The 26968-nt window shown below is 53.9% G+C and carries 30 protein-coding genes; 28 read left to right on the top strand and 2 right to left on the bottom strand.

The annotated features are described in order from the left end of the window. Nucleotides 1-171: 171 nt before the first annotated feature. Both GXX82_11465 and GXX82_11470 read right to left on the bottom strand, forming a co-directional pair. The gene (locus tag GXX82_11465) at nucleotides 172-591 is read right to left on the bottom strand and encodes a pyridoxamine 5'-phosphate oxidase family protein (GenBank protein NLT23655.1); all 420 of its coding nucleotides are present in this window, start codon (nucleotides 589-591) and stop codon (nucleotides 172-174) included. A 97-nt stretch (nucleotides 592-688) separates the two neighbouring features. Continuing rightward, nucleotides 689-1303 (bottom strand): lytic transglycosylase domain-containing protein, encoded by a 615-nt coding sequence (locus GXX82_11470; GenBank protein NLT23656.1) that lies wholly within the window; start codon nucleotides 1301-1303, stop codon nucleotides 689-691. 182 nt (nucleotides 1304-1485) lie between these two features. Between GXX82_11470 and GXX82_11475 the strand changes: the two genes are divergently transcribed. The 28 genes from GXX82_11475 (at nucleotide 1486) to GXX82_11610 (ending at nucleotide 26948) form a co-directional block, all read left to right on the top strand. Then, nucleotides 1486-2517: a hypothetical protein gene (locus GXX82_11475; GenBank protein ID NLT23657.1), complete on the top strand. Its 1032-nt coding sequence runs from the start codon at nucleotides 1486-1488 to the stop codon at nucleotides 2515-2517. Beyond that, nucleotides 2514-3365: an NAD(+)/NADH kinase gene (locus GXX82_11480; GenBank protein ID NLT23658.1), complete on the top strand. Its 852-nt coding sequence runs from the start codon at nucleotides 2514-2516 to the stop codon at nucleotides 3363-3365. The genes GXX82_11475 and GXX82_11480 overlap by 4 nt, the downstream gene beginning before the upstream one ends. 3 nt (nucleotides 3366-3368) lie before the next feature. Next, nucleotides 3369-4970, top strand: a complete 1602-nt coding sequence (locus GXX82_11485; GenBank protein NLT23659.1) for a DNA repair protein RecN — start codon at nucleotides 3369-3371, stop codon at nucleotides 4968-4970. Then, on the top strand, nucleotides 4967-5416 hold the full coding sequence (locus tag GXX82_11490; GenBank protein NLT23660.1) for an N-acetyltransferase: 450 nt from the start codon (nucleotides 4967-4969) through the stop codon (nucleotides 5414-5416). The genes GXX82_11485 and GXX82_11490 overlap by 4 nt, the downstream gene beginning before the upstream one ends. Nucleotides 5417-5653: 237 nt before the next feature. Further along, nucleotides 5654-6949, top strand: coding sequence for a TldD/PmbA family protein (locus tag GXX82_11495; GenBank protein NLT23661.1), 1296 nt, complete (start codon nucleotides 5654-5656; stop codon nucleotides 6947-6949). A gap of 283 nt (nucleotides 6950-7232) precedes the next feature. Continuing rightward, entirely contained in the window at nucleotides 7233-7553 is a 321-nt protein-coding gene (locus GXX82_11500; protein NLT23662.1) for a MarR family EPS-associated transcriptional regulator, read from the top strand. 45 nt (nucleotides 7554-7598) lie between these two features. Then, a complete protein-coding gene (locus GXX82_11505) occupies nucleotides 7599-8180 on the top strand; it encodes an SIS domain-containing protein (GenBank protein NLT23663.1) in 582 nt (193 codons plus the stop codon). Continuing rightward, nucleotides 8173-8739, top strand: coding sequence for an HAD family hydrolase (locus tag GXX82_11510; GenBank protein NLT23664.1), 567 nt, complete (start codon nucleotides 8173-8175; stop codon nucleotides 8737-8739). Before GXX82_11505 ends, GXX82_11510 begins: the two co-directional genes overlap by 8 nt. 37 nt (nucleotides 8740-8776) lie before the next feature. Continuing rightward, complete coding sequence (locus GXX82_11515) at nucleotides 8777-9628, top strand: ABC transporter permease (GenBank protein NLT23665.1); 852 nt, start codon at nucleotides 8777-8779, stop codon at nucleotides 9626-9628. A 6-nt stretch (nucleotides 9629-9634) separates the two neighbouring features. Then, nucleotides 9635-10936 (top strand): ABC transporter ATP-binding protein, encoded by a 1302-nt coding sequence (locus GXX82_11520; protein ID NLT23666.1) that lies wholly within the window; start codon nucleotides 9635-9637, stop codon nucleotides 10934-10936. 18 nt (nucleotides 10937-10954) lie between these two features. Beyond that, the gene (gene pseB, locus GXX82_11525; protein NLT23667.1) at nucleotides 10955-11935 is read left to right on the top strand and encodes a UDP-N-acetylglucosamine 4,6-dehydratase (inverting); all 981 of its coding nucleotides are present in this window, start codon (nucleotides 10955-10957) and stop codon (nucleotides 11933-11935) included. Further along, the gene (gene pseC, locus GXX82_11530; protein NLT23668.1) at nucleotides 11932-13056 is read left to right on the top strand and encodes a UDP-4-amino-4,6-dideoxy-N-acetyl-beta-L-altrosamine transaminase; all 1125 of its coding nucleotides are present in this window, start codon (nucleotides 11932-11934) and stop codon (nucleotides 13054-13056) included. The genes pseB and pseC overlap by 4 nt, the downstream gene beginning before the upstream one ends. Beyond that, on the top strand, nucleotides 13049-13957 hold the full coding sequence (locus GXX82_11535) for an aldo/keto reductase (protein ID NLT23669.1): 909 nt from the start codon (nucleotides 13049-13051) through the stop codon (nucleotides 13955-13957). The genes pseC and GXX82_11535 overlap by 8 nt, the downstream gene beginning before the upstream one ends. 20 nt (nucleotides 13958-13977) lie before the next feature. Beyond that, entirely contained in the window at nucleotides 13978-15177 is a 1200-nt protein-coding gene (locus tag GXX82_11540; protein ID NLT23670.1) for an N-acetyl sugar amidotransferase, read from the top strand. 48 nt (nucleotides 15178-15225) lie between these two features. Continuing rightward, entirely contained in the window at nucleotides 15226-15819 is a 594-nt protein-coding gene (gene hisH / locus GXX82_11545) for an imidazole glycerol phosphate synthase subunit HisH (GenBank protein NLT23671.1), read from the top strand. Between the two features lie 4 nt (nucleotides 15820-15823). Continuing rightward, the gene (hisF, locus tag GXX82_11550; protein ID NLT23672.1) at nucleotides 15824-16612 is read left to right on the top strand and encodes an imidazole glycerol phosphate synthase subunit HisF; all 789 of its coding nucleotides are present in this window, start codon (nucleotides 15824-15826) and stop codon (nucleotides 16610-16612) included. Between the two features lie 62 nt (nucleotides 16613-16674). After that, nucleotides 16675-17241: a GNAT family N-acetyltransferase gene (locus GXX82_11555; protein NLT23673.1), complete on the top strand. Its 567-nt coding sequence runs from the start codon at nucleotides 16675-16677 to the stop codon at nucleotides 17239-17241. 1 nt (nucleotide 17242) lies between these two features. Then, entirely contained in the window at nucleotides 17243-18013 is a 771-nt protein-coding gene (locus tag GXX82_11560; protein NLT23674.1) for an NTP transferase domain-containing protein, read from the top strand. Next, the gene (locus GXX82_11565) at nucleotides 18010-19323 is read left to right on the top strand and encodes an aminotransferase class III-fold pyridoxal phosphate-dependent enzyme (GenBank protein NLT23675.1); all 1314 of its coding nucleotides are present in this window, start codon (nucleotides 18010-18012) and stop codon (nucleotides 19321-19323) included. The genes GXX82_11560 and GXX82_11565 overlap by 4 nt, the downstream gene beginning before the upstream one ends. Nucleotides 19324-19328: 5 nt before the next feature. Beyond that, nucleotides 19329-20351 carry a UDP-2,4-diacetamido-2,4,6-trideoxy-beta-L-altropyranose hydrolase gene (gene pseG / locus GXX82_11570; protein ID NLT23676.1) on the top strand — a complete coding sequence of 341 codons (1023 nt, stop codon included), beginning with the start codon at nucleotides 19329-19331 and terminating at the stop codon, nucleotides 20349-20351. A 25-nt stretch (nucleotides 20352-20376) separates the two neighbouring features. Further along, entirely contained in the window at nucleotides 20377-21426 is a 1050-nt protein-coding gene (locus tag GXX82_11575) for a GNAT family N-acetyltransferase (GenBank protein NLT23677.1), read from the top strand. Between the two features lie 26 nt (nucleotides 21427-21452). Then, a complete protein-coding gene (locus tag GXX82_11580; GenBank protein ID NLT23678.1) occupies nucleotides 21453-22085 on the top strand; it encodes a Fe-S cluster protein in 633 nt (210 codons plus the stop codon). Between the two features lie 11 nt (nucleotides 22086-22096). Further along, nucleotides 22097-23092, top strand: coding sequence for an NAD-dependent epimerase/dehydratase family protein (locus tag GXX82_11585; GenBank protein ID NLT23679.1), 996 nt, complete (start codon nucleotides 22097-22099; stop codon nucleotides 23090-23092). After that, on the top strand, nucleotides 23089-23847 hold the full coding sequence (locus tag GXX82_11590) for an ATP-binding cassette domain-containing protein (protein ID NLT23680.1): 759 nt from the start codon (nucleotides 23089-23091) through the stop codon (nucleotides 23845-23847). The genes GXX82_11585 and GXX82_11590 overlap by 4 nt, the downstream gene beginning before the upstream one ends. A gap of 25 nt (nucleotides 23848-23872) precedes the next feature. After that, on the top strand, nucleotides 23873-24580 hold the full coding sequence (locus GXX82_11595) for a cobalamin biosynthesis protein (protein ID NLT23681.1): 708 nt from the start codon (nucleotides 23873-23875) through the stop codon (nucleotides 24578-24580). A gap of 33 nt (nucleotides 24581-24613) precedes the next feature. Next, nucleotides 24614-25225, top strand: coding sequence for a transferase (locus GXX82_11600; GenBank protein ID NLT23682.1), 612 nt, complete (start codon nucleotides 24614-24616; stop codon nucleotides 25223-25225). A gap of 51 nt (nucleotides 25226-25276) precedes the next feature. Continuing rightward, nucleotides 25277-26182, top strand: a complete 906-nt coding sequence (locus GXX82_11605; GenBank protein NLT23683.1) for a hypothetical protein — start codon at nucleotides 25277-25279, stop codon at nucleotides 26180-26182. A gap of 31 nt (nucleotides 26183-26213) precedes the next feature. After that, nucleotides 26214-26948: an NTP transferase domain-containing protein gene (locus tag GXX82_11610; protein NLT23684.1), complete on the top strand. Its 735-nt coding sequence runs from the start codon at nucleotides 26214-26216 to the stop codon at nucleotides 26946-26948. Nucleotides 26949-26968: the final 20 nt, after the last annotated feature.

Genomic DNA, 26968 nt, shown 5'->3' on the forward strand with positions numbered 1-26968 from the left:
AACTCCTTCAGGATAAAAAACACTATATTCTTTCTCTCCCGCCGGGACGGCGGGACGAGAAGGCCGCCGGATTTTGGAAGGCTTCGAAATCCGGCGGCAGTCTTTTCTCTCTTTTGGTCTCTCTCTGCGACCTCTGCGAACTCGAGCGAAGCGGGCGAGAGATAATGTCTTTTAGACGGATTTTTCCCAGCCCTGGCCGAAGTCGGCCAGCGGTCTCACCGCCGTCACTTCGAAGGTCACTGCCGCGTAGACCATTTTTGCCGCGGCTTCTCCCGCCTTTTCGACGAGTTGCCTGCGCATCGTGTCGACGGTGTCGCCCGATGTCTGGCATTCCGTCATCTTGAGGTACATTCTTACGCCTTTCCAATCAGGCAGGGCCTTGCCGGGCTCCATGATCATGTAGCAGGCATTGGGGTTCTCCTGCAGGTTGGCGAGGGTCCTGTTGTTGCCGAGGGCCATGATGATGGTCTTCTCGTCGACCATGCGGGGGGAACCGAAATAACCCGAGTTGACCTCGCCGGCCTTGTTGGCCGTGCTGAGAACTCCCAGGCGAGGCTGCTTGTTGAAGAACTCCATAAGACTTTTTGCCATGTCGCGCCTCCTCATCGTTTAGTGTTCCTGGATTGTGGAACTATTATAACAGAAGCGTGAGGGGGAAAGACAGTCTGATCTGGTGATTTCTTCCGCGTTACTCTTCGTCGGGTTCGGGCAGGACTTCGGAGATCTGGCGATACTCGCTCATGACCTTCCTCGTGAAAGAGGTGGTCTTGGCCTTTTCTTCGCCCCTGGGTTTTTTAACCTTGCCGGGGCCGGCGTTGTACGCATGGAGGGCCGATACGATGTTGTCGAACATGTCGCGCATCTTTGACAGGTAGCTCACGCCCATCCTGATGTTCTTCTCGGGCTCATGGAGGCATTTGGCCCCTTTTACCTCGACCCCGGACTCCCGGGCTATGATCCGTGCCGAGGAGGGGTTGATCTGCATGAGACCGCGGGCCCCGCGCCTGGAGACGGCCTCGTTCCTGTAGTTGCTCTCAACCTTCATGATCGCGAGGATAAGACGGTAGTCGAGATCGTATTTCTTCGATTCTTCATACACGCTGTTGGCGATCACCTTTATCCTGTCATCGGATACACCTGGTTTTCGTTCCTTCAGAAAGGCGATGGTTTTCTCTATGATCGATGCCTTCTCCGCGCCATCGTCCTCGAGGAGCATGCCCGTCGAAGAGAACGTGTTCGTCACATAAAGAGTTGCGACGAAGAAGATCGTTATGACAATGATATGTGATAGCTTACGGTGCATGGCTGTTTTTATAGCCCATGTCGGGATGGGATGTCAATCCATTTTGTACCCAATATGCCGTCTAACTACTGGAAAGTAGGGACTAATAGCGGTATAATGCACAGGAGGTAAATGGCACATTTTTGGAGAGGGCGACACGCCTGACGTTTGACATGGACCCGGTGATTTGTTACAGATGTTGGATGATACGGGGAATATCCTTCGAGGCAGGATTGGCAACGACAGCGATGGGGATCCTTCCCCACGAGGATGTCGATGAAGCCCTCGAGCTTGCACTGTCACTTGATATTCCGTTCTGGCCGCAACTCCCGAAGCTATCCTTCTACGAAGATATGTACGTCCAGGCGCTGGAGAGGTTTCCCGGTGCCGTCTTTGACGAGGGGGCCGCCAGATGCTATATCGATACCGCGCGGTTCTACCGGGAGCTGGACGAATTCTTCTCCCACGAGAGCGACGCAGGGTATTTCGCTCTGTCCGAAGGCTATTCGCTGGTGTACCACCGGTTCCTCGATCGTGACCTTTCCGGGTACAGGGCGGTCCACGGGCAGGTGATCAGCCCGGTCAGTCTCACCCTGAAGATTGTGGATGAGAATGGCTTGCCGATAGTTTATAATGATGACATACGTACCGTCGCGTTCTCGTTCGTCCAGAAAAGGCTCAACGTCCAGTACAGGGAGCTTGCAACGAGAAATGAGCATGCGTTCGTTTGGATCGATGACCCTGGTCTGGAGTTTATCTTTAACGCCATGAGCGGCTATGACCACATTAAGGCACGGGATGAAATGCGCGAGTTCTACGATGGCGTCGAGGGCCCGCGGGGCCTGCATCTGTGCGGAAATCCCGACTGGGATTTTCTCCTGTCCCTCAATATTGACATCATTTCGTTGAATGCCTACGGCTTTGGTGATATTTTCGTTAACTATGACAGGGTGAAGGATTTTGTAAGGGGGGGCGGAACGATAAGCTGGGGCATCGTACCCACGTACGAAGAGGAGTTCGCGAGGGAAGATGCGGAGACGATGGCGGAGAGACTTCTAATGATGTGGGGACCGCTGACGGAGAAAGGGCTGACCCTATCGGAGATCGCCGGGAGGAGTCTGCTCGCGCCTGCCACCTGCAACCTCCTCAATCCCGACAGGACGCAAACCGTCGAAGGGGCCTTTCGTCTCCTCGGTGAACTGTCGGACCGCCTGAAGGAAAGGTGTATTGCATGAAGACGATCCATGTCGTTTGTAAACGCGAGAAGAAGGATGCGCTGGACATCGCCGGTGAGATCGTGAGACGTTTTGGTGACCGGAGCAATATCGTGATCGAGGAAGAGGCGGCCGCCCAGATGGGGTATGGCGCGACCTTCGAGATGGAGCACGTGGGTGAAGGGGCCGATTTCATCGTGGTCCTCGGTGGTGATGGGACCCTTCTTTCCGTTTCACGCCATGGCAAGGGTTCCGAGGTTCCCATCATAGGGGTCAATCTCGGGAGCCTCGGTTTTCTTACGGAGACGTCCACGGAAGAGTTCGCGACCACCCTCACCAAGGTCCTGGACGGAGATTTCAGCATTTCGAAGAGGATCATGCTCGATGTGAGGGTCAACCGGGGGGGCGACCCTATCTTCGAGATCACCATCCTTAACGATGCCGTCATCACCAAGGACGCCCTGGCCAGGATCATCGATATTGAGACGTACGTAAACGAGGAGTACCTCACGACGTACAAGGCTGACGGCCTCATCGTGTCGACGCCGACGGGAGCGACGGGTTACTCCATGGCTGCCGGGGGACCTCTCATCTATCCATCGCTGATGAACCTCATCGTCACCCCCATCTGCCCCCATACATTGACCAACCGGCCCATAATCCTGCCAGAATCCGTCGTGATACGGGCGGTCCTGAAGTCGGAGGATGAAAAGGTCATCTTGACCCTTGACGGGCAGGTCGGTTTCCCGCTTGAATACGCGGACGAGGTGACGGTGAAGAAGTCGAGTCATGTGGTGCACCTCGTGAAGTCCTCCTCGCGCGGCTATTTCGAAATATTGAGAACGAAGCTGAAATGGGGTGAACGCTAGAGGATGCTGACCTATCTGGGCGTCAAGGGCTTTGCCATCATAGACGAGCTCAGGATCGAGTTTGGGGAGGGGTTCAACGTCATAACGGGCGAGACGGGCGCGGGCAAGTCCATAGTCATCAACGCGCTGGCCACGCTCATGAACGCGAAGTCCGCCCCCGACGCCGTCAGGTCCAGCTCCGCTCAGGCCGAGGTGGTTGGGCACTTCATGAGCGGCGAGGAAGAATACATCTTGAAAAGGGTCATCGGGAATTCCGGCAGGTCGCGGGCGTTCCTGAACGATGAGCCCATCACACTCGCGCGGATGGAGGCGCTGGGGGCCGCGCTCGTAAGCGTCTACGGTCAGAACGAGTTCCAGCACCTCCTGGAGAAGGACAAGTACACGGGGATCGTGGACAGGCTTCTCGGCCTTGAGCAGGAAAGGGAGAGACTTTCCGAGAAGGTGGAGGAGCTGAGGAAGATAAATGCCGAACTCACCGCGAGGAAGAGGGAGGCCGAGGGAAAAGACAGGGAAATGGAACTTCTCGAGTTCCAGGCGCTGGAGATAGAGAAGAAGAATATCGGTGAGAACGAGGAAGAGACCCTTAAAGAGCGTCTCAAGGTGCTCAAGGGGGCCGAAAGGATCGGGAAGGTCTGCGAAGAGATGACGGAGGGCCTTCAGGGGTCCGAACAATCGGCCCAGGCCCTTCTGAAGAGATACTCCGCGATGCTCAGGGCCCTCGGCCCCATCGAGGCAGTGGAGGCGTTGAGGAAGAGAGTGGAAGGCGTATCCTACGAGATCGAGGACCTTCTCCTGGATATACGAGGAATGGAGAGAACGCTCCTCTTCGACGAAGAGGAGATGATGCGTGTCGAGGACCGGCTCTCGGAGATATTCAGGCTCAAGGACAAGTACGGCAACAGCCGTGAGGAGATAGAGGCGTTCAGCCGGAGGGCGAAGGAGAGGCTCATCTACCTCAGGGGGCTGACGGACGGGATCGACGCCCTTGAGAAGGAGAGGGAGCGCCTCGCGGCGGAGGTGGAGGAGATGTCGTCGAGGCTTTCGGAGAGGCGCAGGAAAGGGGCGCCCGGGATCGCCAGGACGATCGTCCAGGAGTTGGGCTTCCTGTCCATGAAAGGGCTTCAATTCCAGGTGCTCGTAACCGACAAAGGCTACGTCGAGCGGGATGGACGCGACGATATCGAGCTTCTCATATCGACGAACCCCGGCGAACCCCTGAAACCCCTGAGAAAGATAGCCTCCGGGGGTGAGCTGTCGAGGATCATGCTTGCCATAAAGAAGGTGATCGGGGGGGAGGAAGAGAAGGCCCTCATCTTCGATGAGGTGGACGCCGGCATAGGCGGGCGGGTGGCTGACATGGTCGGACGCAGGCTCAAGGACCTCTCCGGCACGCACCAGGTCCTGTGCATAACGCACCTTCCCCAGATCGCCGCCTACGGAGACAGGCATTTTCTGGTGGAGAAACAGGTAAAGGACGGTCGAACCACAACGGCCATTCATGAACTCGCGGCCGAGGAACGGGTGCAGGAGCTCGCTCGAATGCTGGGTGGGGCAACCATAACAGACATAACCATAAAGAGAGCCCGGGAGATGCTGCAATCATGATCAGAAAAGCAAGAATTGAGGATGTGAAGAAGATACACCAGTTGATCAATCAATCCGCGTCACGGGGCGAGATGCTGCCGAGGTCCCTCGGAGAGCTCTACGACAACCTGCGGGACTATTTTGTCCATGTTCATGACGATGTCGTCACGGGAACAGGCGGCCTGCACATCTGCTGGGAGAACCTCGCCGAGATCCGTTCACTATGCGTGGGCGAAGCCGCCCGCGGAAGGGGTGTGGGAAGGGCCCTCGTCGACGCCTGCGTGGAAGAGGCGAAGACCTATGACATACATAAGCTCTTTCTTCTTACCTACCAGGTGGAATTTTTCCAGAAATGCGGTTTTGTCGTCACCGACAAGAAGATCTTCCCCCAGAAGATCTGGTCCGATTGCATCAAATGCGCGAAATTCCCTGAGTGCGACGAAACGGCGATGATAAGGGAAATATGAAGGGCGGCTTGAATCGCTTGAGCCGCTTGAATGGCTTGAGCGTCAAGGATGAACAGGGGGCTCCGTTGTCGTCATTCAGGTGCGTGTCAGGCTTCGTTGCCGTGATTCCGGCGAAGGCCTGGATCCAGGAAAGATGGGGGTCCGGGGCAGGGTCTGCATTGCCGATACAGTCGGGGATAGCAAGAAACATTCGCACGTGCGGAGATGATTAACGATAGATCCATGAAGGGAGCATCAATGAAGGATATCATCGAAAGGGTAGCTGGTCGCTTCGATCACACTGAGATTTTCTATCTCAGTGAAAAAGGGAAGAAGATCGAGGCCAGGGATGGGGAGATCTGCGCTGCCGAGTTCAAGGAAGAGGAAGGATACGCCCTTCGTGTCATAAAGGACGCGAGGCCGGCCTTTGCCTATACCTATGACCGTACGGACCCGGCCGGGAAACTCATCACGAATGTGGAAGCCCTGCTCCCTCTCATGGAGAAGGATGAATACGGTGTTTTCGCTCCCGTCTGCGGGGGATATCCTGTCGCCCCGCTGTACGATTCGGCCGGAATAGGCGTGAGCGACGATGAGAAGAGGTCCATGCTCATCGCCATGGAGAAGACGATCAGGGAGCAGGACAGCAGGATAACGGCGGTCAGGAACTGCGAGTTCCATGAGGTTGAGTTCGAGGCGGCGCTGGGGAATTCGAACGGCGTTCTCGTGGAAGGCAGAAAGACCCTCTTCGTCTGGTCGGCGATGGCCGTCGCGGGACAGGGCGATGACGAGGTGTCCTGGTATGACTGGCGCTGGTCGGACGACCTCACGGGCATCGACCCGGTCCGGATGGGTCTCGACATTGCAGGAAAGGTCGTCTCCATGCTGTCGGCGAAGCAGATACCCACGGGGACGTATGAAGGTATACTGACGCCCCGGGCGGCCGCGGACCTGCTCAGCGTCCTGTCGGAGTCTTTTCTCGCGGAGAACCTGTACAAGGACAAGACGCAGTTGAAGGGGAAGGAAGGTACGCGGTGCTTCGCGAAAGGGCTTAAGATAATAGATTCGGGGATGGCCGGACCCGATGCCTTCGCCTTCGACGGTGAAGGTGCGCCATCCCTTAAGAATACTGTTGTGGATGACGGGGTATTTCACACTTTCCTGTACGATACGTATTTCGCTAAGAAGCTTGGAAAGGCCTCGACGGGCAACAGCGTGAGGAGCGGGCTCAAGAGCCCGCCAAAATGCGGGGTCCGGGGCATGTATGTCGAGAAAGGTGCGAGAGACATACTTGCGCCGCTAAGTAACGGCATAGTGATAGAAGACCTCATGGGAACCCACACCGCCAACACGGTGACCGGGGATTTCTCGCTCGGCTGCCTGGGTCACATCTGCAGAAACGGTACAAAGGAACCCTTCCAGGGCGTCATGTTTTCGGGAAACGTCTTCGACATCTTCATGAATATCAGGGAAACGGGCAACGACCTCACTTTCTACGGCCCTGTGGGTTCACCGTCGATCTACGTGGAAGGGCTGAAGATAAGCGGAACGTGAGAAGACGGCTTCAGGTTTCAAGGAGAAGACCGTTGCGGGTTCCGGGTTGGGCGTTTCGAGTCAAAGACATAAGAGGGACTGACTGTCAGGGAAGATTTGAACGTTTCTACCAAGCCTTCACACCTGCAAAGCTGTTTTCTTCACCTCACAAAACCCTTGACATATGGGCGTGCAATTGAGATGATGTGTCTGTTCAGGGGTTGAACAAATCAATAATCTCTCCAATTCACTGTGAAAGTTTCAACCGCCGTGGCGGTAGCTTACCCGAAAATCCGTGATCCCCATGAATGAGGCCCAATTCAGAACTCTCCGGGAGCTTTCCTCGGAGAGCGAGATATCCCAGCGAGACCTGTCGAAGAGGATAGGGCTCAGCCTGGGGAGCGTCAACTTCATCCTGAAAGAACTGATCAAGAAGGGTTACGTCAAGGCACAGCGCTTCAAGAACTCCAACAACAAAGCGGCATATATCTATGTCCTCACACCGAAGGGTATCAACGAGCGGGTCCGTCAGACGCAGTATTTCCTCCAGCTGAAAATGAAGGAGTACGAAAGGTTGCGGAGAGAGATCGATGAGCTCAGAATTGAATCCGAGAATCATGAGTGATCGGCTGTTTCCCGATGAGCGGAGGATCCGGCCATGGAGGCAGGCATGAGGGATGCTGAAGTGATCAGAAGTGCCATAGAGAGCACGATGGAATGTCTCGAGTCGCTCATGGATGATGAAAGGGTCGGGTTGATCCTTCAGGCCTCGACGGCGATCACGGATTCCATCCGGAAGGGCAACAAGCTCATGATCTGCGGCAACGGTGGCAGCGCGGCCGACGCCCAGCACCTTGCCGGAGAATTTATGTGCAGGTTTCTCAAGAACAGGGAGCCGCTGCCGGCGGTGGCCTTGACCACCGATTCGTCGGTCCTCACATCCATTTCCAACGATTATTCATACGCCGACGTGTTCGAGCGTCAGGTAAGGGCCCTGGGTAAGGAAGGGGATGTTCTGCTTGGCATCAGTACGAGCGGGAATTCGGTGAATGTGCTCAACGCCCTTGCCGAGGCTGGGAGAAGAGGTATCGGGACTATCCTGTTGACCGGGGAGACGCAGACTGCCGGGGGGCTGGCCGACCTGGTAATAACGGTGCCATCGACCAATACGCCCCGCATTCAGGAAGCACATCTTCTCATAGAACACGTTATAGCCGAACTGGTGGAACAGGAACTGTGCAAGGATGATTAAGGCAGTCTTTGTGGATCGTGATGGTACGATCAATGTCGAGAAGGGTCACGTTTTCAGATGTGAGGACCTGGAGTTCCTGCCGGGGGCCGTCGAAGGTCTCAGACTGCTCACCGAGAGAGGCATAAGTATCTTCATCATCACGAACCAGGCCGGTATCGCCAAGGGTCTTTACACGGAGGAAGATTTCAGGGTGTTCACGGAACACATGGACGGTTTGCTGCGGAGGGAGGGTGTGGCGATAGAAAACACGCTTTTCTGTCCGCACCACCCGGAGGGAATTGTCCCTGAATATACGAAGACATGCGGGTGCAGGAAGCCGAACACCCTGCTCCTCGAGTCGGTGATGAGGGAGCGTAATTATAGTATCGAAGAACTCATCTTGATCGGAGACAAGAACAGCGATATTGATGCCGGGAACAAATTGGGGCTGAGGACTTATCTGGTGCTCACCGGTTACGGCAACGAGCACAGGGAGAGTACGAAGGCCTCATTTGTCGTTCCGGATCTCCTGGTGGCGGTGAAGCATTTGCTGAAGGAATGGGACCGGGATCGGGGTTGAGAGCAGCATCCTTCGGGAAGGTAGGTCGGAACAGAATATGTCAGTGAGTCAAAAGCGTTGGACGACGATCATCAGGAACAGAAAGGACTGGTTGGATATAGACCTGGGGGAGTTGTGGCGTTACCGCGATTTGATCCTTCTTTTCGTACGCAGGGACTTTGTCACGTTTTATAAGCAGACGGTACTCGGGCCCATCTGGTTCGTTCTCCAGCCCGTCTTTTATACCTTGGTATTCACCATCATTTTCGGCAGGATCGCCAACATACCGACCGACGGGCTCCCTCAACCGCTCTTCTATCTGTCCAGCATCGTCGTCTGGAACTATTTTGCCAACTGCCTGTCCCAGACGTCGAATACCTTTATTGCCAATACGAACATTTTCGGGAAGGTTTACTTCCCGCGCTTGACAGTTCCCCTGTCTATAGTGATCACCAACTTGATAACCTTTTTCGTCCAGTTTGCACTTTTTCTGTGTTTCATGCTCTTCTTCGTTCTTAAGGGGGCCGTGGTAAGGCCTAACCTTGCGATTCTTTTTACACCGCTGCTCATTGTGCAGATGGGGGTGCTCGGTTTCGGATTCGGCATCCTCGTATCTTCGCTGACCACCAAGTACCGAGACCTTACTTTTGTCACGTCCTTCGGGATACAGATCTGGATGTACGTGACGCCTGTCGTATATCCCATATCGCAGGTATCGGAGCGTTGGCAATGGCTATTCATCCTCAACCCCATGGCGTCGATCATTGAGACCTTCCGCTACGCCTTTCTCGGTGCGGGCGCCGTCAGGCCGCTCTACAGCGCCATCAGCGTCGCCGTTACCATTTTTGTTCTCAGTGTGGGGATCCTCCTTTTCAATCGTGTCGAGCGGACGTTCATGGACAGGATCTGACGAACCATGAGCAAAACAGTCATAAAGATAGAAGGTGTGGCCAAACAGTACCGCCTGGGGTCCATAGGCCACGGCACGCTTTATCGGGATGTTCAGAGTTGGTTGGCGCGGATCCGTGGGAAAGAGGATCCGAATTCCATGATTGGTTCGAAGCCGCTCGCGCGTGTCGAAGGCAAAGACCATTTCTGGGCGCTGAGAGACATCAATCTGGAGATCAGGCAGGGAGACACGGTGGGCATTATCGGGCGCAACGGTGCGGGCAAATCGACTCTGCTAAAGATTCTTTCGCGTGTGACGGCCCCTACGCGCGGCGTCATTAAGGTGCGGGGCCGTATAGCCAGCCTTCTCGAGGTGGGAACCGGCTTCCATCCTGAGCTGACCGGACGGGAAAACATATACATAAACGGAGCGATCCTGGGGATGAGCAAAGGTGAGATAAACCGCAAGTTCGATGAGATCGTCGAATTTGCGGGGGTCGAGCTCTTTGTCGACACGCCAGTCAAACGTTATTCGAGCGGTATGTACGTACGACTTGCTTTCGCGGTAGCAGCCCACCTGGAGCCCGAGATACTCCTGGTGGATGAAGTGCTTGCCGTGGGGGATGTAGAGTTCCAGAACAAGTGTTTGGGAAAGATGGACAATGTTGCGAAAGAAGGACGTACCGTCCTGTTCGTGAGCCACAACATGGGCGCCATTCGCAATCTGTGCAGACGCGCGGTCCTTCTTGACGAGGGTAAGGTTGTCGTGGACGGCAGCGCCGACGAGGGGCTCGCTCATTACCTGAGCCTTAAGACGATGGAGAAGGCTGTTATCGGGAAGGAAGAGATCGAGGCCAGGATGGAAGGGGTAATATTGAGGAACAACCCTCACATCAGGTTTGTTGAGGTTGGTTTGTATGATGCGAATGGAGAGGCAAAGAAGGCTTTCTATTCCAACGAATCGATACGACTGAAGATTGCTTTTCAATGTTTCAAAGTAATTCACGACATGCATATTTTCGTCTACTTTACCGATGAAAAGGGTAATGATCTGTTGCTGTCGCAACAAGTGGATTGGCCAGGAATGGTCAAGGCCTTTCGCCGCCTTGGCGAAGGGATGTACGAGGCATTATGTGAAATACCTCCGAATCTTTTTGGAGGGAGGACGTTTTATCTCTCAATTCATCTAGAGTATCCCAAGACGGAGCACATAGTGCTGCAGAAGATCTTGAGCTTCGACGTCAAGTTTCACGGTTATAATAATGTCCATATCGATTATTCGGTTGCATTGCGCCCTCAGTTCGAATGGCAATTACAAGAAATCACTTGAATAGAAAAGGTGCAAGAAATGTTGAATGAAAAGACGATCTTAATTACCGGCGGAACAGGTTCGTTCGGGCAAAAAGCCACAGAGGTCATTCTGAAGAAATACAGGCCGAGACGGTTGATCATCTTCAGCCGCGATGAACTCAAACAATTTGAAATGGCGCAGAAATATCCTATTTCAAGATATGATTGCATTCGATATTTTATCGGTGATGTGCGTGATAAGGAGCGCCTCAACAGGGCGTTCCACGGTGTCGACTACGTGATCCATGCAGCGGCGCTGAAACAGGTCCCCGCGGCGGAATACAATCCCTTCGAGGCTGTAAAGACAAACGTTTTGGGAGCGCAGAATATCATTAATGTAGCGATCGATCAAGGGGTGTCAAAGGTCATCGCTCTTTCAACCGACAAAGCAGCGAATCCGATCAATCTCTACGGTGCCACGAAGCTTTGTTCCGACAAGCTCTTCATAGCGGGCAATCAGTACGTGGGACACGAGCACACTGTCTTCAGTGTTGTGCGTTACGGGAACGTAGTAGGCAGCCGGGGAAGTGTCATCCCCTTTTTCGAAGCCTCGAAAGGGAATGGCTGTTTGCCAATAACCGATCCTCGCATGACAAGGTTTTGGATCACCCTGGAACAGGGTGTCGATTTCGTCCTGAAGTGTCTTGAGAGGATGGTTGGCGGCGAGCTCTTTGTCCCGAAACTTCCCACCATGAACATCATGGACCTCGCTCACGCGATAGCCCCTGAGTGCGACACTGAGATCATCGGCATCAGGCCCGGTGAGAAGCTCCACGAGGTGATGATCCCCAGGGATGACGCGAGAAGGACGATCGAATTCGAAGATTACTATATCATTCAGCCTGATTTCGGATTCTGGAAACGCCGTTACAACGGTGACGGGGGCAAGGCCGTACCCGAAGATTTTGAGTATGGTTCAGATACGAATCACTGGCGCCTCACGGTCGATGAGATGAGGGAGATGATAGGGTCGATATGATCCCCTACGGGCGTCAATTCATCGATGAAGACGATATTAGTGCAGTCATAGAGGTCCTCCGCTCCGACTGGCTTACAACTGGCCCGAAGGTCGCCAAATTCGAGGAGGCTTTCGCCAAACATGTTGGTGCGAGATACGCAGTGGCGGTGAACAGCGGCACTGCGGCTCTCCACGCATCGATATTTGCAGTCGGCATAAAGCCCGGAGACGAAGTGATTGTCCCGACCATCACCTTTGCTGCAACGGCAAATTCCGTTGTTTACCAGGGGGGTACCCCGGTCTTTGCGGATGTCATGCCTTCGAACCTGCTTATCGATCCCTCCCGGGTTGAGGCGCTGATCACCGATAGGACCAGGGCCATCATTTCCGTCGATTATGCCGGACATCCCTGTGACTATGATGCTTTGAATGATATAGCCGCCCGTCGTGGTCTCTTTCTCATCGACGACGCCTGTCATGCCCTCGGGGGGAGCTTTCACGGTCGGCCTGTTGGATCACTGGCGGGCCTGAATACCTTCAGTTTCCATCCTGTCAAGCACATCACGACGGGGGAGGGAGGGCTCGTGACTACCGATGATCCATCGCTTGCGTCAAGGATGAGACTTTTCAGGAACCATGGCATAGACAGCGACCATTATCAGAGGGAGCTAGAGGGATCCTGGGAATACAACATGACCGACCTGGGATACAATTATCGCCTGACCGACCTTCAGTGCGCCCTTGGTCTGAGCCAGCTGAAGAAACTCAACAAATGGGTTATGAGAAGAAGGGCAATAGCCTCACGGTATGACGCCGCGTTTCAGAATACTGACCTGGTGCGCCCCCTCGCGGTGGGTGAGGGGGTCGATCATGCCTACCACCTGTACATAGTTCGGGTGCCGGGTGATGCGAGGGGGAAGATATTCCGGGGTCTCAGGGCTGAGGGGATAGGTGTCAATGTTCACTACAGACCGGTACATCTTCACCCTTTCTACCGACAACGTTTCGGAACGGGGCCGGGGCTGTGTCCCAATGCAGAACATGCCTATGAAGAGATCATTACCCTTCCTGTATTTCCAGCCATGACCGATGATATGGTGGACGAAGTGATAGAAGCGGTGAAGAGGATTGTCCGTGAATGAGGTGATGTTCCCGTCTTCTCGCCTGGTTCTCGGCACGGTGCAACTTGGTCTCACCTACGGTATAGCGAACAAAAACGGAAAGCCCGACGCGGACATGGCGGTCTCCATCGTGAAGACCGCTTACGAGAAAGGAATCCGGGAATTCGATACGGCTCAGGCGTACGGTGAAAGCGAGGCTATCCTCGGAAAGGCCTTCAGGGAGCTTGGGATAGCCTCCGATGTGAAGGTGACAACTAAATTGGACCCCAAACTCCCTTGGTCTGATGAAGGTTTCCTTGTCAGGTCGGTGGAGGAGAGTCTCAAAAGGCTTGGGGTTGAACAGCTCGAGGCTTTGCTGTTGCACCGTGAAGAAATGATGGATACTCTGGAAAACGGTTTCACCGGGGCGCTGGAACAGATTCGGCGTAAGGGCTACACCCGGGGTCTTGGCGTTTCGGTCTATTCCCCCGAGCGGGCGAGGCAGGCGCTGGATCTGGATCTCTTTCAGGTGGTGCATCTCCCAACGAGCATACTTGACCGGCGTTTTCGGGACTCCGGCATATTCGAGTTCGGACGGAAACGGGGGAAGGAGATCTATGTCAGGAGCGCCTTCCTTCAGGGGCTGCTTCTGATGGATGCGGATGATGTGCCGGCAGGCCTGAAGGGGGTGGTGGGGGTGCTTGAGGAAATTGACAGGATAGCTTCTAGATACCGGCTGACGCGCAGTTCAATAGCTTTGATATACCTGCGGGATCGGTTCCGGGATGCGAAGGTAATATTCGGGGCGGAGACCGTCGATCAGGTCAGGCAGAATGCCGAGGAATGGCGTATTGATGTCCCGGGTAGTCTTTTGGAGGAAATCGAGAGACTTGAGCCGGAACTGGATGATTCAGTTCTCAACCCCTCCAGGTGGCTCCATTGAAACTCAGGAGGTTTTGACGGATGACGGAATTGAGACGATGCACGAGATGCGTGCTGCCGGAGACCCACGAAACGATAATCTTTGATGAAGAGGGTGTCTGCAATGTTTGCAGGGGACAGGAATACAAGCAGTCGAGAATCGATTGGGACGGAAAGAAGAGGGAACTTGATGAGTTGATCGAAACCTACCGCGGAAAATACCGGTACGATTGCATCGTGCCATTCAGCGGGGGCAAGGACAGCACCTGGACCCTTTATTACCTTATAAAGGAATACGGTCTCAAACCCCTGGTGGTCTGCTACGACCACGGTTTCTTCCGGAGGAACCTTCTGGAGAACACGCGGCGCACGATGCGCAAGCTCGGAGCGGACCTCCACGTGTACACGCCGAATTGGAAGGTCGTCCAGAAGCTGATGCTCCAGAGCTTCCTCGACAAAGGGGATTTCTGCTGGCACTGTCATACAGGAATATTCGCATACCCTATGTGGGCAGCGATTCGCAACGAGGTTCCCTTGATCTTCTGGGGTGAACCGTCCGCGGAGTACACGGCCTTTTACAGCTACGACCAGCCGGAAGAGGTGGACGAGAAACGATTCAACCGTCATACGAATCTGGGCATCAGCGCCGATGACATGTACATTCGGCTCGGCGGGGATTTCGATGAGAGGGAGATGCAGCATTTTCATTATCCTCCCCTTAAAGAGCTCCGAAGGATAAACTATCGCTCCGTCTGCTTGGGTTCGTACATATTCTGGGACGTGAAGAAACAGTACGATGTTATTCGCCGGGAGCTTGGGTGGCAGGGAGATGAAGTGGAGAATGTTCCACCAGGCTATGAGTATGAGAAGATAGAGTGCTACCTCCAGGGTGTGCGCGATTACATCAAATATATAAAACGGGGATACACCCGGCCGTGCCACCTGGCAACGATCGATATTCGGAACAACCGCCTGAGCCGTGAGAAGGCCATGGAAATGATCCGCACATACGAGGGAAAGCGGCCTCCAAGCCTGGAGGTATTCCTCAGTTACATCGGGCTCACGGAGGAAGAATTCATGGAGATATCCCTCGGGCATGGGATATCTCCCTATGTCCATGATCCAGCAAAGGAAAGACCGGGAAAGAAGGTGCACGACTTTGACTCATGGCCTAGGTACGAAGCTATGCCGCGTGAAGAAGCACAGAAGCTTCTTAACCGGTGGCGCGAAAAGCAAAGGTGAGGTTTGTCGCCGGTGTCGGGAGGAACGGTCGGGATAATTGATTACGGGATGGGTAATATACTCTCCGTATGCCATGCGGTTGAGATGGCTGGTGGAGATATCGTTATGTGCACTTCGGCGGATCAAATAGGGGGCGTGGAAAGGATCATCCTGCCAGGCGTGGGAGCCTTTGGTGACTGTATGCGAAACCTCAGGGAAAGAGGATTGGTGGACGCTTTGAACAGGCTCGTATTGGAACAGAAAATACCGATACTCGGCATCTGCCTTGGTATGCAGGTGATGGCGAAACGAGGGTTCGAAGGCGGAGAGTACGATGGGCTTGGCTGGTTCGAGGCCGATGTTGTGAGACTGGTACCGAACGACGCTTCGCTCCGTGTTCCCCAGATCGGCTGGAACGATGTGACGTTCCAAAGGGACTGTGAGTTGTTCGGGGGCCTGCCGGAGGCGCCGGACCTTTATTTTGTTCACTCTTATTACATGCGGTGTGAGAGACGGGAAAATGTCATTGCCACGTGTGATTACGGCGGCACCGTTACAGCGGCGGTCGGAAAGGACAACATTGTCGCCACCCAGTTCCATCCTGAAAAGAGCCAGGATTATGGCTTGAAGATTATTCGAAATTTCCTGTCATGGCAGCCGTGAAATAGTGCTCAAACGCCGGCTTATACCAAAACTCCAGATCAGGACGCTCAAATTGGGCGGCCGTTTGAGGCCCGTTCTTGTGACCACCTACCAGTTCGGCAAATACGTCGAGATAGGCGATCCTGTGTCGCAGGCGAAAATCTACGAGGCTCAGGCGGCCGACGAGCTCATCATTCTCGACCTCGATGCCTCCACGGAAAGCCGGAGCACGCTTGTCGACGTGGTCCGCAAGGCGGCCGAGGTGATCTTCATGCCCTTTACCGTGGGAGGAGGCGTAAGGACGGTTGATGATTTCGTGACACTTCTGTCGAATGGAGCCGACAAGGTGAGTATCAACACAGCGGCCGTGGAATCTCCGGAGTTGATAGACAGGGCGGCATCAGCCCTGGGGTCGCAATGCGTTGTCCTGAGTATTGATTATCGCAAGGATGACAGTGGGAAGTACAGCGTGTGGACCAGGGGAGGGACCGTGGAATGCGGTATCGATCCCGTGGAGTGGGCGAAAGAGGGGGAAGGAAGAGGCGCCGGTGAGATTCTGCTTACCTCCATAGACGCTGACGGGACCCGGATGGGCCTGGATGTTGAACTTACCCGGAGGGTTGTCGAGAATGTGTCCGTACCTGTCATCACCTCGGGTGGCTGCGGACTCGCCGCGCATTTCGTCGACGGCTACGTGCGTGGCGGCGCCGACGCAGTATCTGCAGGAACCTATTTTTGTTTCAGGGACGAAAACACCATGCAGGTGAGGTCGCACATTAAGAATGCAGGCGTACCCATAAGGCTCCATCATTGAGGGGCTGGCATTATAACTACGCAGGTACCACTGCTCCATTGTACTGAAGAGGTGGGAAGGCCATGAGCTACAAGAGTGAATATTCGCCGTATCTGCAGGGCAGGCGCCTTTATCTGCGTGAAGTGCGCGTTTCCGATATCAACGAGGAATATTATCACTGGATGAACGATCCCGGAGTCACAAGATACCTCGAGAGCAGGTTTTTCCCCAACGATACGGAGTCCTTGAAGGAATATGTCGTACAAAGACAAAAGGACCGCAACAGCGTGTTCCTTGCCATCATACTTAAGGAAGAGGAAAAACATATCGGCAATGTCAAACTGGGACCTATCGATTGGATACATAAGCTCGGAGACATCGGTGTGCTTATAGGAGACAAGAGTTCCTGGGGAAGGGGATATGCCACCGAGGCCATCGGCCTGGTCGTGAAGCTGGCCTTTCAGGGACTGAACCTTCACAAGGTTACAGCGGGATACTACGTTGACAATAAAGGTTCCGAGAAAGCGTTCAAGAACAACGGGTTCGTCCTCGAGGGAGTCAGGCGCAAGCATCGCTTCTGTGAAGGTTCATATACGGATACCGTTCTCCTGGGGCTGCTCAGGGAAGAATTCGAGAAGAAGGAAGAATGATTTGAAAATAGTAGCTATCATTCAGGCACGAATGGGTTCTTCACGGCTCCCCGGGAAGGTCATGGCGGATATTGCCGGAAAACCAATGATCCATCATGTGGTCTCGAGGATCAGGAGAGCAAAGACGGTCGACCTCGTCGCGGTTGCCACCTCGACCCATGAGTCCGACGATATACTGGCGTCCTATTGCACGGACGCGGGCATCCCCTGCTTCAGAGGTAGCGAAAATGATGTGCTTGACCGGTATTACCGTGCTGCCGAACACTTTGGCGCCGATATCATCGTTCGGCTGTCATCCGACTGTCCGCTCCATGATCCGGATGTCGTCGACATGACAGTAAGGACACTCCTCGAGGGAGAAGCCGACTTTGTATCGGGAGGCCTTGAGACGACATTTCCCGACGGCCTTGACGCGGCGGCGTTTCCGATGACGACACTGGAAAAGACATGGCGCGAAGCGACGCTCAGGTCGGACAGGGAGCATGTCACGACTTACATCCATAAGAATCCATCCCTTTTTCGGAAAAAGAGCATCCGTAATACCGAGGATTTGTCCAATCACCGCTGGACGGTGGACGAACCAAGGGATCTCGAGTTCGTGAGGCGGGTATATGCCTTGCTCGGAGAAAAGCCCTTTGGTATGAGGGATGTTCTGGAGCTCCTTGACAGACATCCCGAAATCACCACGATCAACGCTGGTATCTCGCGCAACGAGGGATATGCCAAGTCGCTTGAGGAAGAGGCGCGCGGCAAGGGTAAGGGAGGACCATGACAGGCAAGGGACAGCTGTTGTACAAAAAGGCGAAGTCAAGAATACCGGGAGGAACGCAGCTCCTGTCAAAAAGGCCGGAATTGCACCTGCCCGAACAATGGCCAAGCTATTACAGCAGGGCGAAGGGCGTAGATGTGTGGGATCTCGACGGAAACCATTATGTCGATATGAGCTTCAATGGCGTCGGGGCATCTATACTGGGGGCGGGTGATCCCGATGTGGATGCGGCCGTCAAGGCTGCGATAGACAACGGGTCCATGTCCACTCTGAATTGTCCCGAAGAGGTTGAACTGGCGGAGCTTCTGTGCGAACTGCACCCGTGGGCGGAAATGGTCCGCTATGCCAGGGGAGGAGGCGAGGCCCTAGCCGTGGCGGTGCGTATTGCGAGGGCCTTCACCGGGCGTGACCTGATAGCCTTCAGCGGATACCATGGCTGGCACGATTGGTATCTGGCTGCCAATCTGGCAGAGGAAAGCGCGCTCGACGGGCACCTTCTGCCGGGGCTCGAACCGAAAGGAGTGCCCCGAGGATTGTTAGGGACGTCAATGCCGTTCAGGTACAACCACATCGAAGAACTGGAAACTATTGTGGCAGAGCATGGATCTGCCCTTGCTGCCATCGTTATCGAACCCGTCAGGAGGAACGACCCGGCACCCGGATACCTGGAAGGCGTGCGTAATTATGCCGATAGAACGGGTGCTGTTCTGATTGTAGATGAGGTTTCGGCGGGATTCCGTATGAATACCGGGGGAGCCCATTTGCTTTACGGACTCACACCCGATATGGCCGTTTTTGCCAAATCGATGAGTAACGGTTACCCGATGGCAGCGGTCATAGGCAAAGCCGGTATCATGGAGGCTGCGCAAAGCACTTTCATCAGCAGCACGTACTGGACCGAAAGGATCGGGCCCTCGGCTGCCATCGCCACAATTCTGAAACATCGCAGGGAGGATGTTGCAAACCATCTTATAGATACAGGAAAGAGCATTCAGGAAGGCTGGCGCCAGGCAGCGGACAGTGTCGGTCTGAAGGTAGATATTGGAGGGATCCCGCCTGTCAGTCACATTGCTTTTCAGTACGAAGAGAGCCAGGCGCTTTCCACCCTTTTTACCCAACTCATGCTCGAAAGGGGATTTCTGGCGGCAAAGGCCTTTTATGCCACATACGCGCACACCGGGAACCACGTGGATTCTTATTTGTCGGCAGTGCGGGAAGTGTTTCCCATACTCGTGCAGACAGTGGATGAAGGGAGTGTTGCGGCCAGGTTGAAGGGCCCCGTGGCCCATACAGGTTTTCACCGCCTCACGTAGAGAACATGAAAAGATTCCTGCTGCGCATGGACGCATCTGTGCAGGTAGGCCTTGGGCACCTGAAGCGTTGCGTGACCCTTTCCGAAGAGCTGAAGAAGCGCGGACATGAGGTCTATTTTATCTGCCGCGCCGATACCCGGTCGTTCCTATCACGCCTGATGGCCACGATCGAGAATGAGGCCGAATACATGGAATGGTCGCTCGACCCGATTGAGGATGCTAAACACGTGACAAAGTGTTGTGCTCGAAAGAGGATAGACATTGCGATCGTCGATCATTACAGAGCCAATGAGGAATATCAAAAGGTCCTCTATGAAGCCGGCGTAAGATGGCTGCAGTTCGACGGCCGGGCGAGTCATCCGTTCTGGGCCGACTGGGTGTTGAACATGAGCCCGGCAGCCAATAGGAGTCTCTATGATGGTCTTATAAGAAAAGAGGCTCGCCTGTTGCTTGGACCGGGATATGCGGTCCTTCGCCGGGAATTTGCGGAAAAGAGCGGACCGAAGGCGATCAAAGGCAACGTACGCCGAATCCTTCTGACCTTCGGGGGCGGGGATGACGCAGGAGCGGCCATGCTGTGTCTGAATGCGATAAAGTCGATCGATGCCTCAAAGACCGTCGTGATGAACAGCGGGACATCACAGGAAAGGTCCGTGCGAAAATGGTGCGACGATCCCGGAAACAGAACGACAGCCGTGTTCGATACGAGTGATGTATCAGTCTATATGGCAGCTGCCGACCTCGGGATTACGGCGGGAGGAACCACTGTTTTCGAGATGGCTGCCTTGGGCGTGCCTCTTCTCATGCTTCAGATAGCTGACAATCAGGTCCCTGTATGCAAGGCATGGCAAGAGCGGGGATACGGGGTCAACCTCGGAGTGATCGCCCATCTGAAGCCTGAAGATGTTCTAAGGGAGACCAGTTCCCTGATGGAAGATGAAGCGCGCAGAAAGGACATGTCTGAAAAAGGGGCATCACTGGTGGATGGGCGTGGCGCAGGTCGTGTAACTGAAGCCCTTCTCTCGTAACGAAAAGATACCGGTAAATCATGAAATGAGCGCAAAGATCATATACTGGCAAGATACTGACGAAGAGCAGCTGCACAGGTTGTATACAACCTTTCCTTACCCGCCTTATTTCGGGTCTCCCATAGTCGATGAACGGCTTCAGGAATACCGCTTTGAACTGGTTAAGCGTTCCGTCGCTCAGAATCCGGGTGCACATTTTGCCGCGGTAGATGGCCGTGGGCGTGTGCTCTGTGCCGCCCAGGTCAGGCGAACACCCCACCTCTCGGACCATTTTGGCGTTGAGGTTGCGGGAATCGGAAATGAGGCGTTTCTCTGCGACGAGAAGGCCTCCAATGCCGAGGGTTTCATTCTTTTTGCAGGTCATTTGAGGAAGGTGGCGGAAAATGCGGGTGTTGCATTCATGACGACCACCGCCGCTTCGCAGACATATCAGTGGATCCGTGCACTTGAAGAAGCGGGGTTCCGGTATGCCGATGGGTTCCGGCACGTGACAGCCCTTGTTGATGAGGACTACAGTGCATTCCTGCGGGACGACCTGATTATGCGCGGTCCCGTTGAATCGGATTTTGACGAGATAGCATACGCCTACAAGCACACCCCTTTCCCTAACCACCTCCTCTATGAGCCGGAGTTCGATAAGGAGAAGGTCACGAGACTCTACGTGAAGCGTTACCGTGAAGTCCACGAGAAGCTTGGAAGGGTGTTTGTGGCAGAGTGGAAGGGAAAGTTTGCCGGGGCCTTGAACGGCATTATAGATCCCGATATCCGCAAAGAACTCAAAATTGCCGTCAACCATCTGTCGCAGGGACTGATCGTTCATCCGCGGGCTGCAGGTACAGGAGTGGCCCTTGCTCTTGTTGCCTGTCGGAATGAGTGGTACCGCGAACAAAGGATGAAGTACGGGTATTTCGGTTCCAACATCAATAACCTTGCGATGATCAGAGGCCTGGAGAAAATGGGGACGAGGCATGCAGGGATCGAGATCAACATGGTGCTTCGCTTGAAGGACAAGGAAAGATTCCGCAGACCGCCGAATGCCGATACGGCGACAGGATCCGGATCGAAGTCAGGGTGAAAGGAGCGATCGTGGCAGGGAGGAAAATTAAGTCGTGGGAACCACCGGGAAAGAACTGCGGCCTTTGCGGGGTGAGAAGTTGTGAGGAATTCACTGCACTGGTCAAAGCCGGGGAAAGAAAGCTCGAAATGTGTGTCTTTTATCAACGCGAGGGTGTTGAGTCAGCGAAAGGAGGGATTGGGCCGTCGATAAGACCTGGTTCTGTCGACATTCTTGGAGAAACCTACGATTTCTTGTTGAGTTCCCTGCCAGGCGAGGTCTCGGCAAGGAAGATCGTCAGTCCTTTCAGACCTGACCTTGTCGAAAAATGGAAAATCAATGAAGGAGATATTGTTGTCGGCCGGCCAATGAGTGCCGGCTGTCCCGTTCAGCATGTTTTGCAGGTGATCAAGGCCAGCAAGGTGACGGGGGTTTTGGATACATGGTGTGTTGGACCGGAATTTTCCAGGAACAAGAAGGTGTTCGACGTGGAAGCTTACGTCATGCTTGGTTTTGAGGGGATTGCAGAGGTTGTCCAAAGAGCACCTCAATTCGGCAGACGCCAGAGGTTCCTTCCTGGTTTTTGCATGATGAACCTGACCCATACGGGTGTTGTAAACATGGTTCTCGAGAAATCTTACGGGCTTCACGTAAGGGTTGAAGACATAAGGATCATATAAGGGGAAATGTCGTGAATGTTCTGATCACGGGAGCAGCAGGGTATATTGGCAATAATCTTGTCGCTGCATTGTGCAGGGCGCAGGAAAAGGTGAATATTTATGCGGTCGACAATTTCTTCTCGACGAGCCGCAGATCTTTCGAGCAGCCCATCGGCAAGCAAGGTTCCGGGAACAGCTGTGTCTTTTTTGAGTTCGATTTCTACGACCTTGAAAATATGGTACCGTTACTCGAGGTGATGGATGTTGTTGTGCATCTGGCCGAGGAGAAGGAAAGGAAGGTCTATTCAGAACGTTCCACCACAACGCGTCCGCAGGTCATAAGATGGCAGAAAAATGTGGAAGGGTATCGGCGCCTTCTTGAGGCTTCCGTTATTTGCGGGGTGAAGAGGGTGGTTCTCGGTTCGTGGTCCGGTGTGTACGTCGAGTCGCCGGGAAGCAGGTTGTCGGAGAATGAACCTATTGTCCCTATCAACCAGTACTACCACCAGAAAATATCGCAAGAATATTACAGCAAGATGTTTGCCTATGAGTACATGCTTGATACAGTTACATTGAGGATGTCCAACGTCTATGGAGTGGGACCGGCTTCAGGACGGTGGAAGGTTGACAATGAACCAGGTGTGATATCAGTGATGGTTGAGGATGCGCTGATGAAAGGCTCCATCGAGGTCCACAATAAGGGTGAGCAGAAGAGGAATTTCGTATTTGTGGGGGACGTAGTGGAGGCACTGCGGAAGGCTATCTTCTATACAGGGAAGTTATCGGGTAACACCTTCAACATATGCTCCGACAAGACAACAAGGATCATTGATGTTGCCGAAATGATAGCAGGTATCTGTGACGTTCAGATCCAGCACAGGGACGTGAAGTGGCAGAAGAACATCGTCCAGCACTCCATATCGAACACTCGCGCGAAGAAGGTTTTCGGATACCGTCCAACGGATGATATGCCCGCGAGACTCGAGGACATGGTTGAGACAGTTAGAAGCTCAAAGGATATGATATGAAGATAGAGAGGATCACCATATTTGCCGGTCACGACAAGGACGGGATAAAAGAGAGCTTTGACCGCCTGAATGTTGTTGCAGGTAATACCGTGTCTATCGTCGGTCCGACGGGGAGCGGAAAAACCTCCTTTGTAAACGACATCGAAATGCTGACCCAGGGGGACACGATCACCGGGAGAAGAATGAAGATCAACGGCAAGGCTCCTTCGATGTCATACAGGCAGGATGCATCGCAAAACCCTATAGTGTTGATAACCCAGCACACCAACTTTCTTGCAGACCTGACGGTGAACGAATTTCTGACCGTACACGCAAGAGCCAGGAACATACGCTCTTCGGAGACCGTGGAGAGGACGATCTTCCTGACCAACAAACTGACTGGGGAAAAGGTCAGTGAGAAGATGAAGATGACAACTTTGTCGGGAGGGCAGTCTCGAGCGCTGATGATAGCGGACGCGGTCGTGATCGGCCAGGCTCCGATCGTTCTTCTCGACGAGATAGAAAATGCCGGTATATTCAAGAAAGAAGCCATGGAGATGGTGAGGTCGGAAGGGAAGATAATTATCTTCGTAACGCATGACCCGGTGGTTGCCCTTTTGTGTGACATTCGATTGGTTATGAAGAACGGCGGTATCGTAAAGGTCCACAGGACGACCGAAATGGAAAAGAAGGCCAGGAAGAAGATAATAGAGCAGGACATCATGCTCAACGTTGTTCGTGAAAGGGTGAGGAGAGGGGAGGTCATTTCACTGTGATGTACAAGTGCGGAAGGAGCCATTCATGAAGCTGATCAATTTCGCGGGGACGTCATCGGCCGGGAAAACAGCCGTTATCAAGAACATCATTCGGGCATTGTACCCGCAGGTGAAGGTATCGTATCTGAAGATTGACGTGGTTGTGGCCTTTGAAAAGGAGGAATTGGAGAAGGAATTTCCCGATCTGCCCATCAAGGTGGTCTACGCCGGCGACCTGTGCCCCGACCATGCGAGCGTCATGGTCATGAAAGATGCCGTCAGGTGGGCTCAGACCAACGGGAGCGAGATGCTCATGGTGGAGAGCGCGGGGCTGTGCCTTCGTTGCTCCCCCTATCTCAATCAGGGCCTTGGCGTTGTCGTCCTGAGTATGCTTGGTGGGATGAATTCGCCTCTCAAGATGGGGCCGATGGTGTCGCTGGCCGACATAGCGGTTGTCACCAAGATCGATCTTATCAGCCAGGCTGAAAGAGAAGTCTTCAGGGAAAAAATACGGGAGGTTAGCAAGTCGATCAGGATATACGAGATGAACGCCCTTCATGGGACTGGGACGACAAGATTATTGTCGGAACTGGATGGAATTAAGGATGTGGTGGTCGATGACCTTCGCCTGAAAGGCGTTCCGCCGTTGGGCGTTTGCACGATTTGTATCGGTAAGAAAGAAATCGGCTGGGACAATCATTTCGGTGTGATCCGCAAGCTCGAAGGGGCCGATTACCTTTACCGGGGAGAGTAGTTTCCGCATTCTCACATTGACGGGGGTAAGCACATGGAAGCAGGTAGATATTGCGAAATATCAGAAGATCTGGTTCATGGAAAGAACTTCAAATGCGCTTCATTTGTGAAGATTGAGCAGGACGTGGTCATCGGGGACAATGTCACGGTCGAGAGTTTTGTCGTGATCAGGTCGGGGGCCAGACTGGGGGACAATGTCACGCTTGAAGAGCATGCTGTGGTGCTATCGGGGAGCACTATAGGATCAAGAACGAAGATAGGGACCTACTCAAAAGTCGGCAAAAGCGCGTTGGTTGGGGAGAATTGCAGGTTTACAGCGTATTGCGAGATAAGGGACAACTGCAGGTTAGGCAACAACGTTTCTATGGGGAGCCGGGGCACGCTTTCAGCGGGAACGGTCGTCGAGGACGATGTGATAATGAAATATGCTTTTGTCGTGACCGATACCCCTATAGTCGGACAGGAACAGGTGAAGAGCGTGGGAACGCTTAAGAAGGGGTCTCGTTTCGGTGCCAGCGTGACTATTATGCCCGGGGTGACCGTCGGAGAGAATTCGGAAATCGGCGCATGTTCCCAGGTGCGCCATGATGTACCGGATAATGAGGTATGGTACGGAAATCCAGCCTGCTTTTTCAAAAAGCGTTAATGTTCGGTAGAACACAAACCGCAGGGGAGGGACGAGATAGTGCAGGATAGAGTGAAGATAGTAGCGGAGATTGGTTCCAACTATGACGGAGACCTGAACAGGGCAATCGAATATGTGAGGGCTGCCAGGGTTTGCGGTGCCAGCATAGTGAAATTCCAGACGCTTAAGAAGGACAAACTCGTTGCGCCCATGCTCTGGACGGAGGGTCATCCATCGGACAACCCTGTTTACCAGGGGTTCTCCAATCTCGAACTTGTCGAGGAGTGGCACTTTGCCCTCAAGGAAGAGGCTGAAAGGCAGGGGATAGAGTTCATGTCGACCCCATTCTACCTTGAAGCGGTGGATCTCTTGGAGCGTGTTGGGGTTAGCACTTATAAGATCGCCTCCGGAGACATCACCTTCAGACCTTTGCTCGAAGCCGTCGGGACAACGGGTAAGAAAGTGATTCTCTCCACCGGGGGCAGTTCGCTTGGAGATGTGGAAAACGCGTTGAACACGTTAAGAAGGGCCGGTACCGGAATTGTCACGCTGCTACACTGCGTCAGCAACTACCCGCCGCAGTGGTCCGAGATGAACCTGCGGTCCATTGTGACCCTGCGGGAAACCTTTGGGACGCCTGTCGGTATATCAGACCATACGCCCGGTGCCGCGGTGCCTATCGCTGCTGTTGCCCTTGGTGCCTCCGTAATAGAGAAGCATGTCAGTTTTGACAGGAATCTTCCGGGGCCAGACCATTCATTCGCGATGACGATGGATGAATTCGCCGAAATGGTAAGCCAGGTCCGCAACATCGAAGCGGCGCTCGGGACTGGAGAAAAAGTTCCCGCTGACTCTGAGGCAATGAAACAGCACCGCATGAGACGTGGTGTCTACGACCCCCGGACTCTTGAGCCCATGGAGGGAGACGAGGGTATTTGGCTCAGGCCCCAGCACTACCTGACAGAGAAGAAGTCCTGAAGCAAGACAAGAGTATCCTGAGGAAAGACACATGAAGAGGATTGCTATCATTGAAGCGCGTATGAAATCGTCCCGACTTCCGGGAAAGGTCCTGAAACCAATATTGGGCAGACCCATGCTCGAAATGCTGGTGGAACGGATCAAGCGATCCCGTTGTCTTGACCAAGTTGTCATCGCAACGACGGTTTCCGGGTCAGACGACCCTATTGTAGAACTGGCTGAAAAACTCGGTGTAGGTTGTTTCAGGGGCAGCGAAGAGGACGTTCTTGACCGGGTTCTGTCAGCGGCCCATGAATATAATGCGGATGTGATCGTGGAGATAACGGGTGACTGTCCGCTCATTGAATCGAAAAAAATTGACGATATGTTGAAGGCCTACCACTACCTTGACCATGATTTCATGGCCAACCGTCTCGACGGTTCATATCCCCCAGGACTGGGGCTCCGTATCTTTCGGCGGCAGACCCTGGAGAGGGTGGACAGTCTGACGAAGGACCCTGTCGACAGGGAGCATGTGACACTTTACGTGTGGGAGCACCCCGAGTCTTTCTCCATCTACCATTTTCAGAACAACCTCGACAGAAGGTACTGGGACATACGCTTGACAGTTGACAACGATGAGGATTTCTTGTTGATCGAGAGGATCTTCGAAGAATTGTATCCCATCGAGCCCGATTTTGGAGTGTACGAAATCATCGATCTCTTGAAGGCCCACCCCGAGTTGCTCGAGATCAACAGGCACATTCAGGATAAGCCGATCCGATAGCTGCGGGGAACATCTGCCGT

The sequence above is a fragment of the Syntrophorhabdus sp. genome (genome assembly GCA_012719415.1).
Lineage (GTDB): Bacteria > Desulfobacterota > Syntrophorhabdia > Syntrophorhabdales > Syntrophorhabdaceae > Delta-02.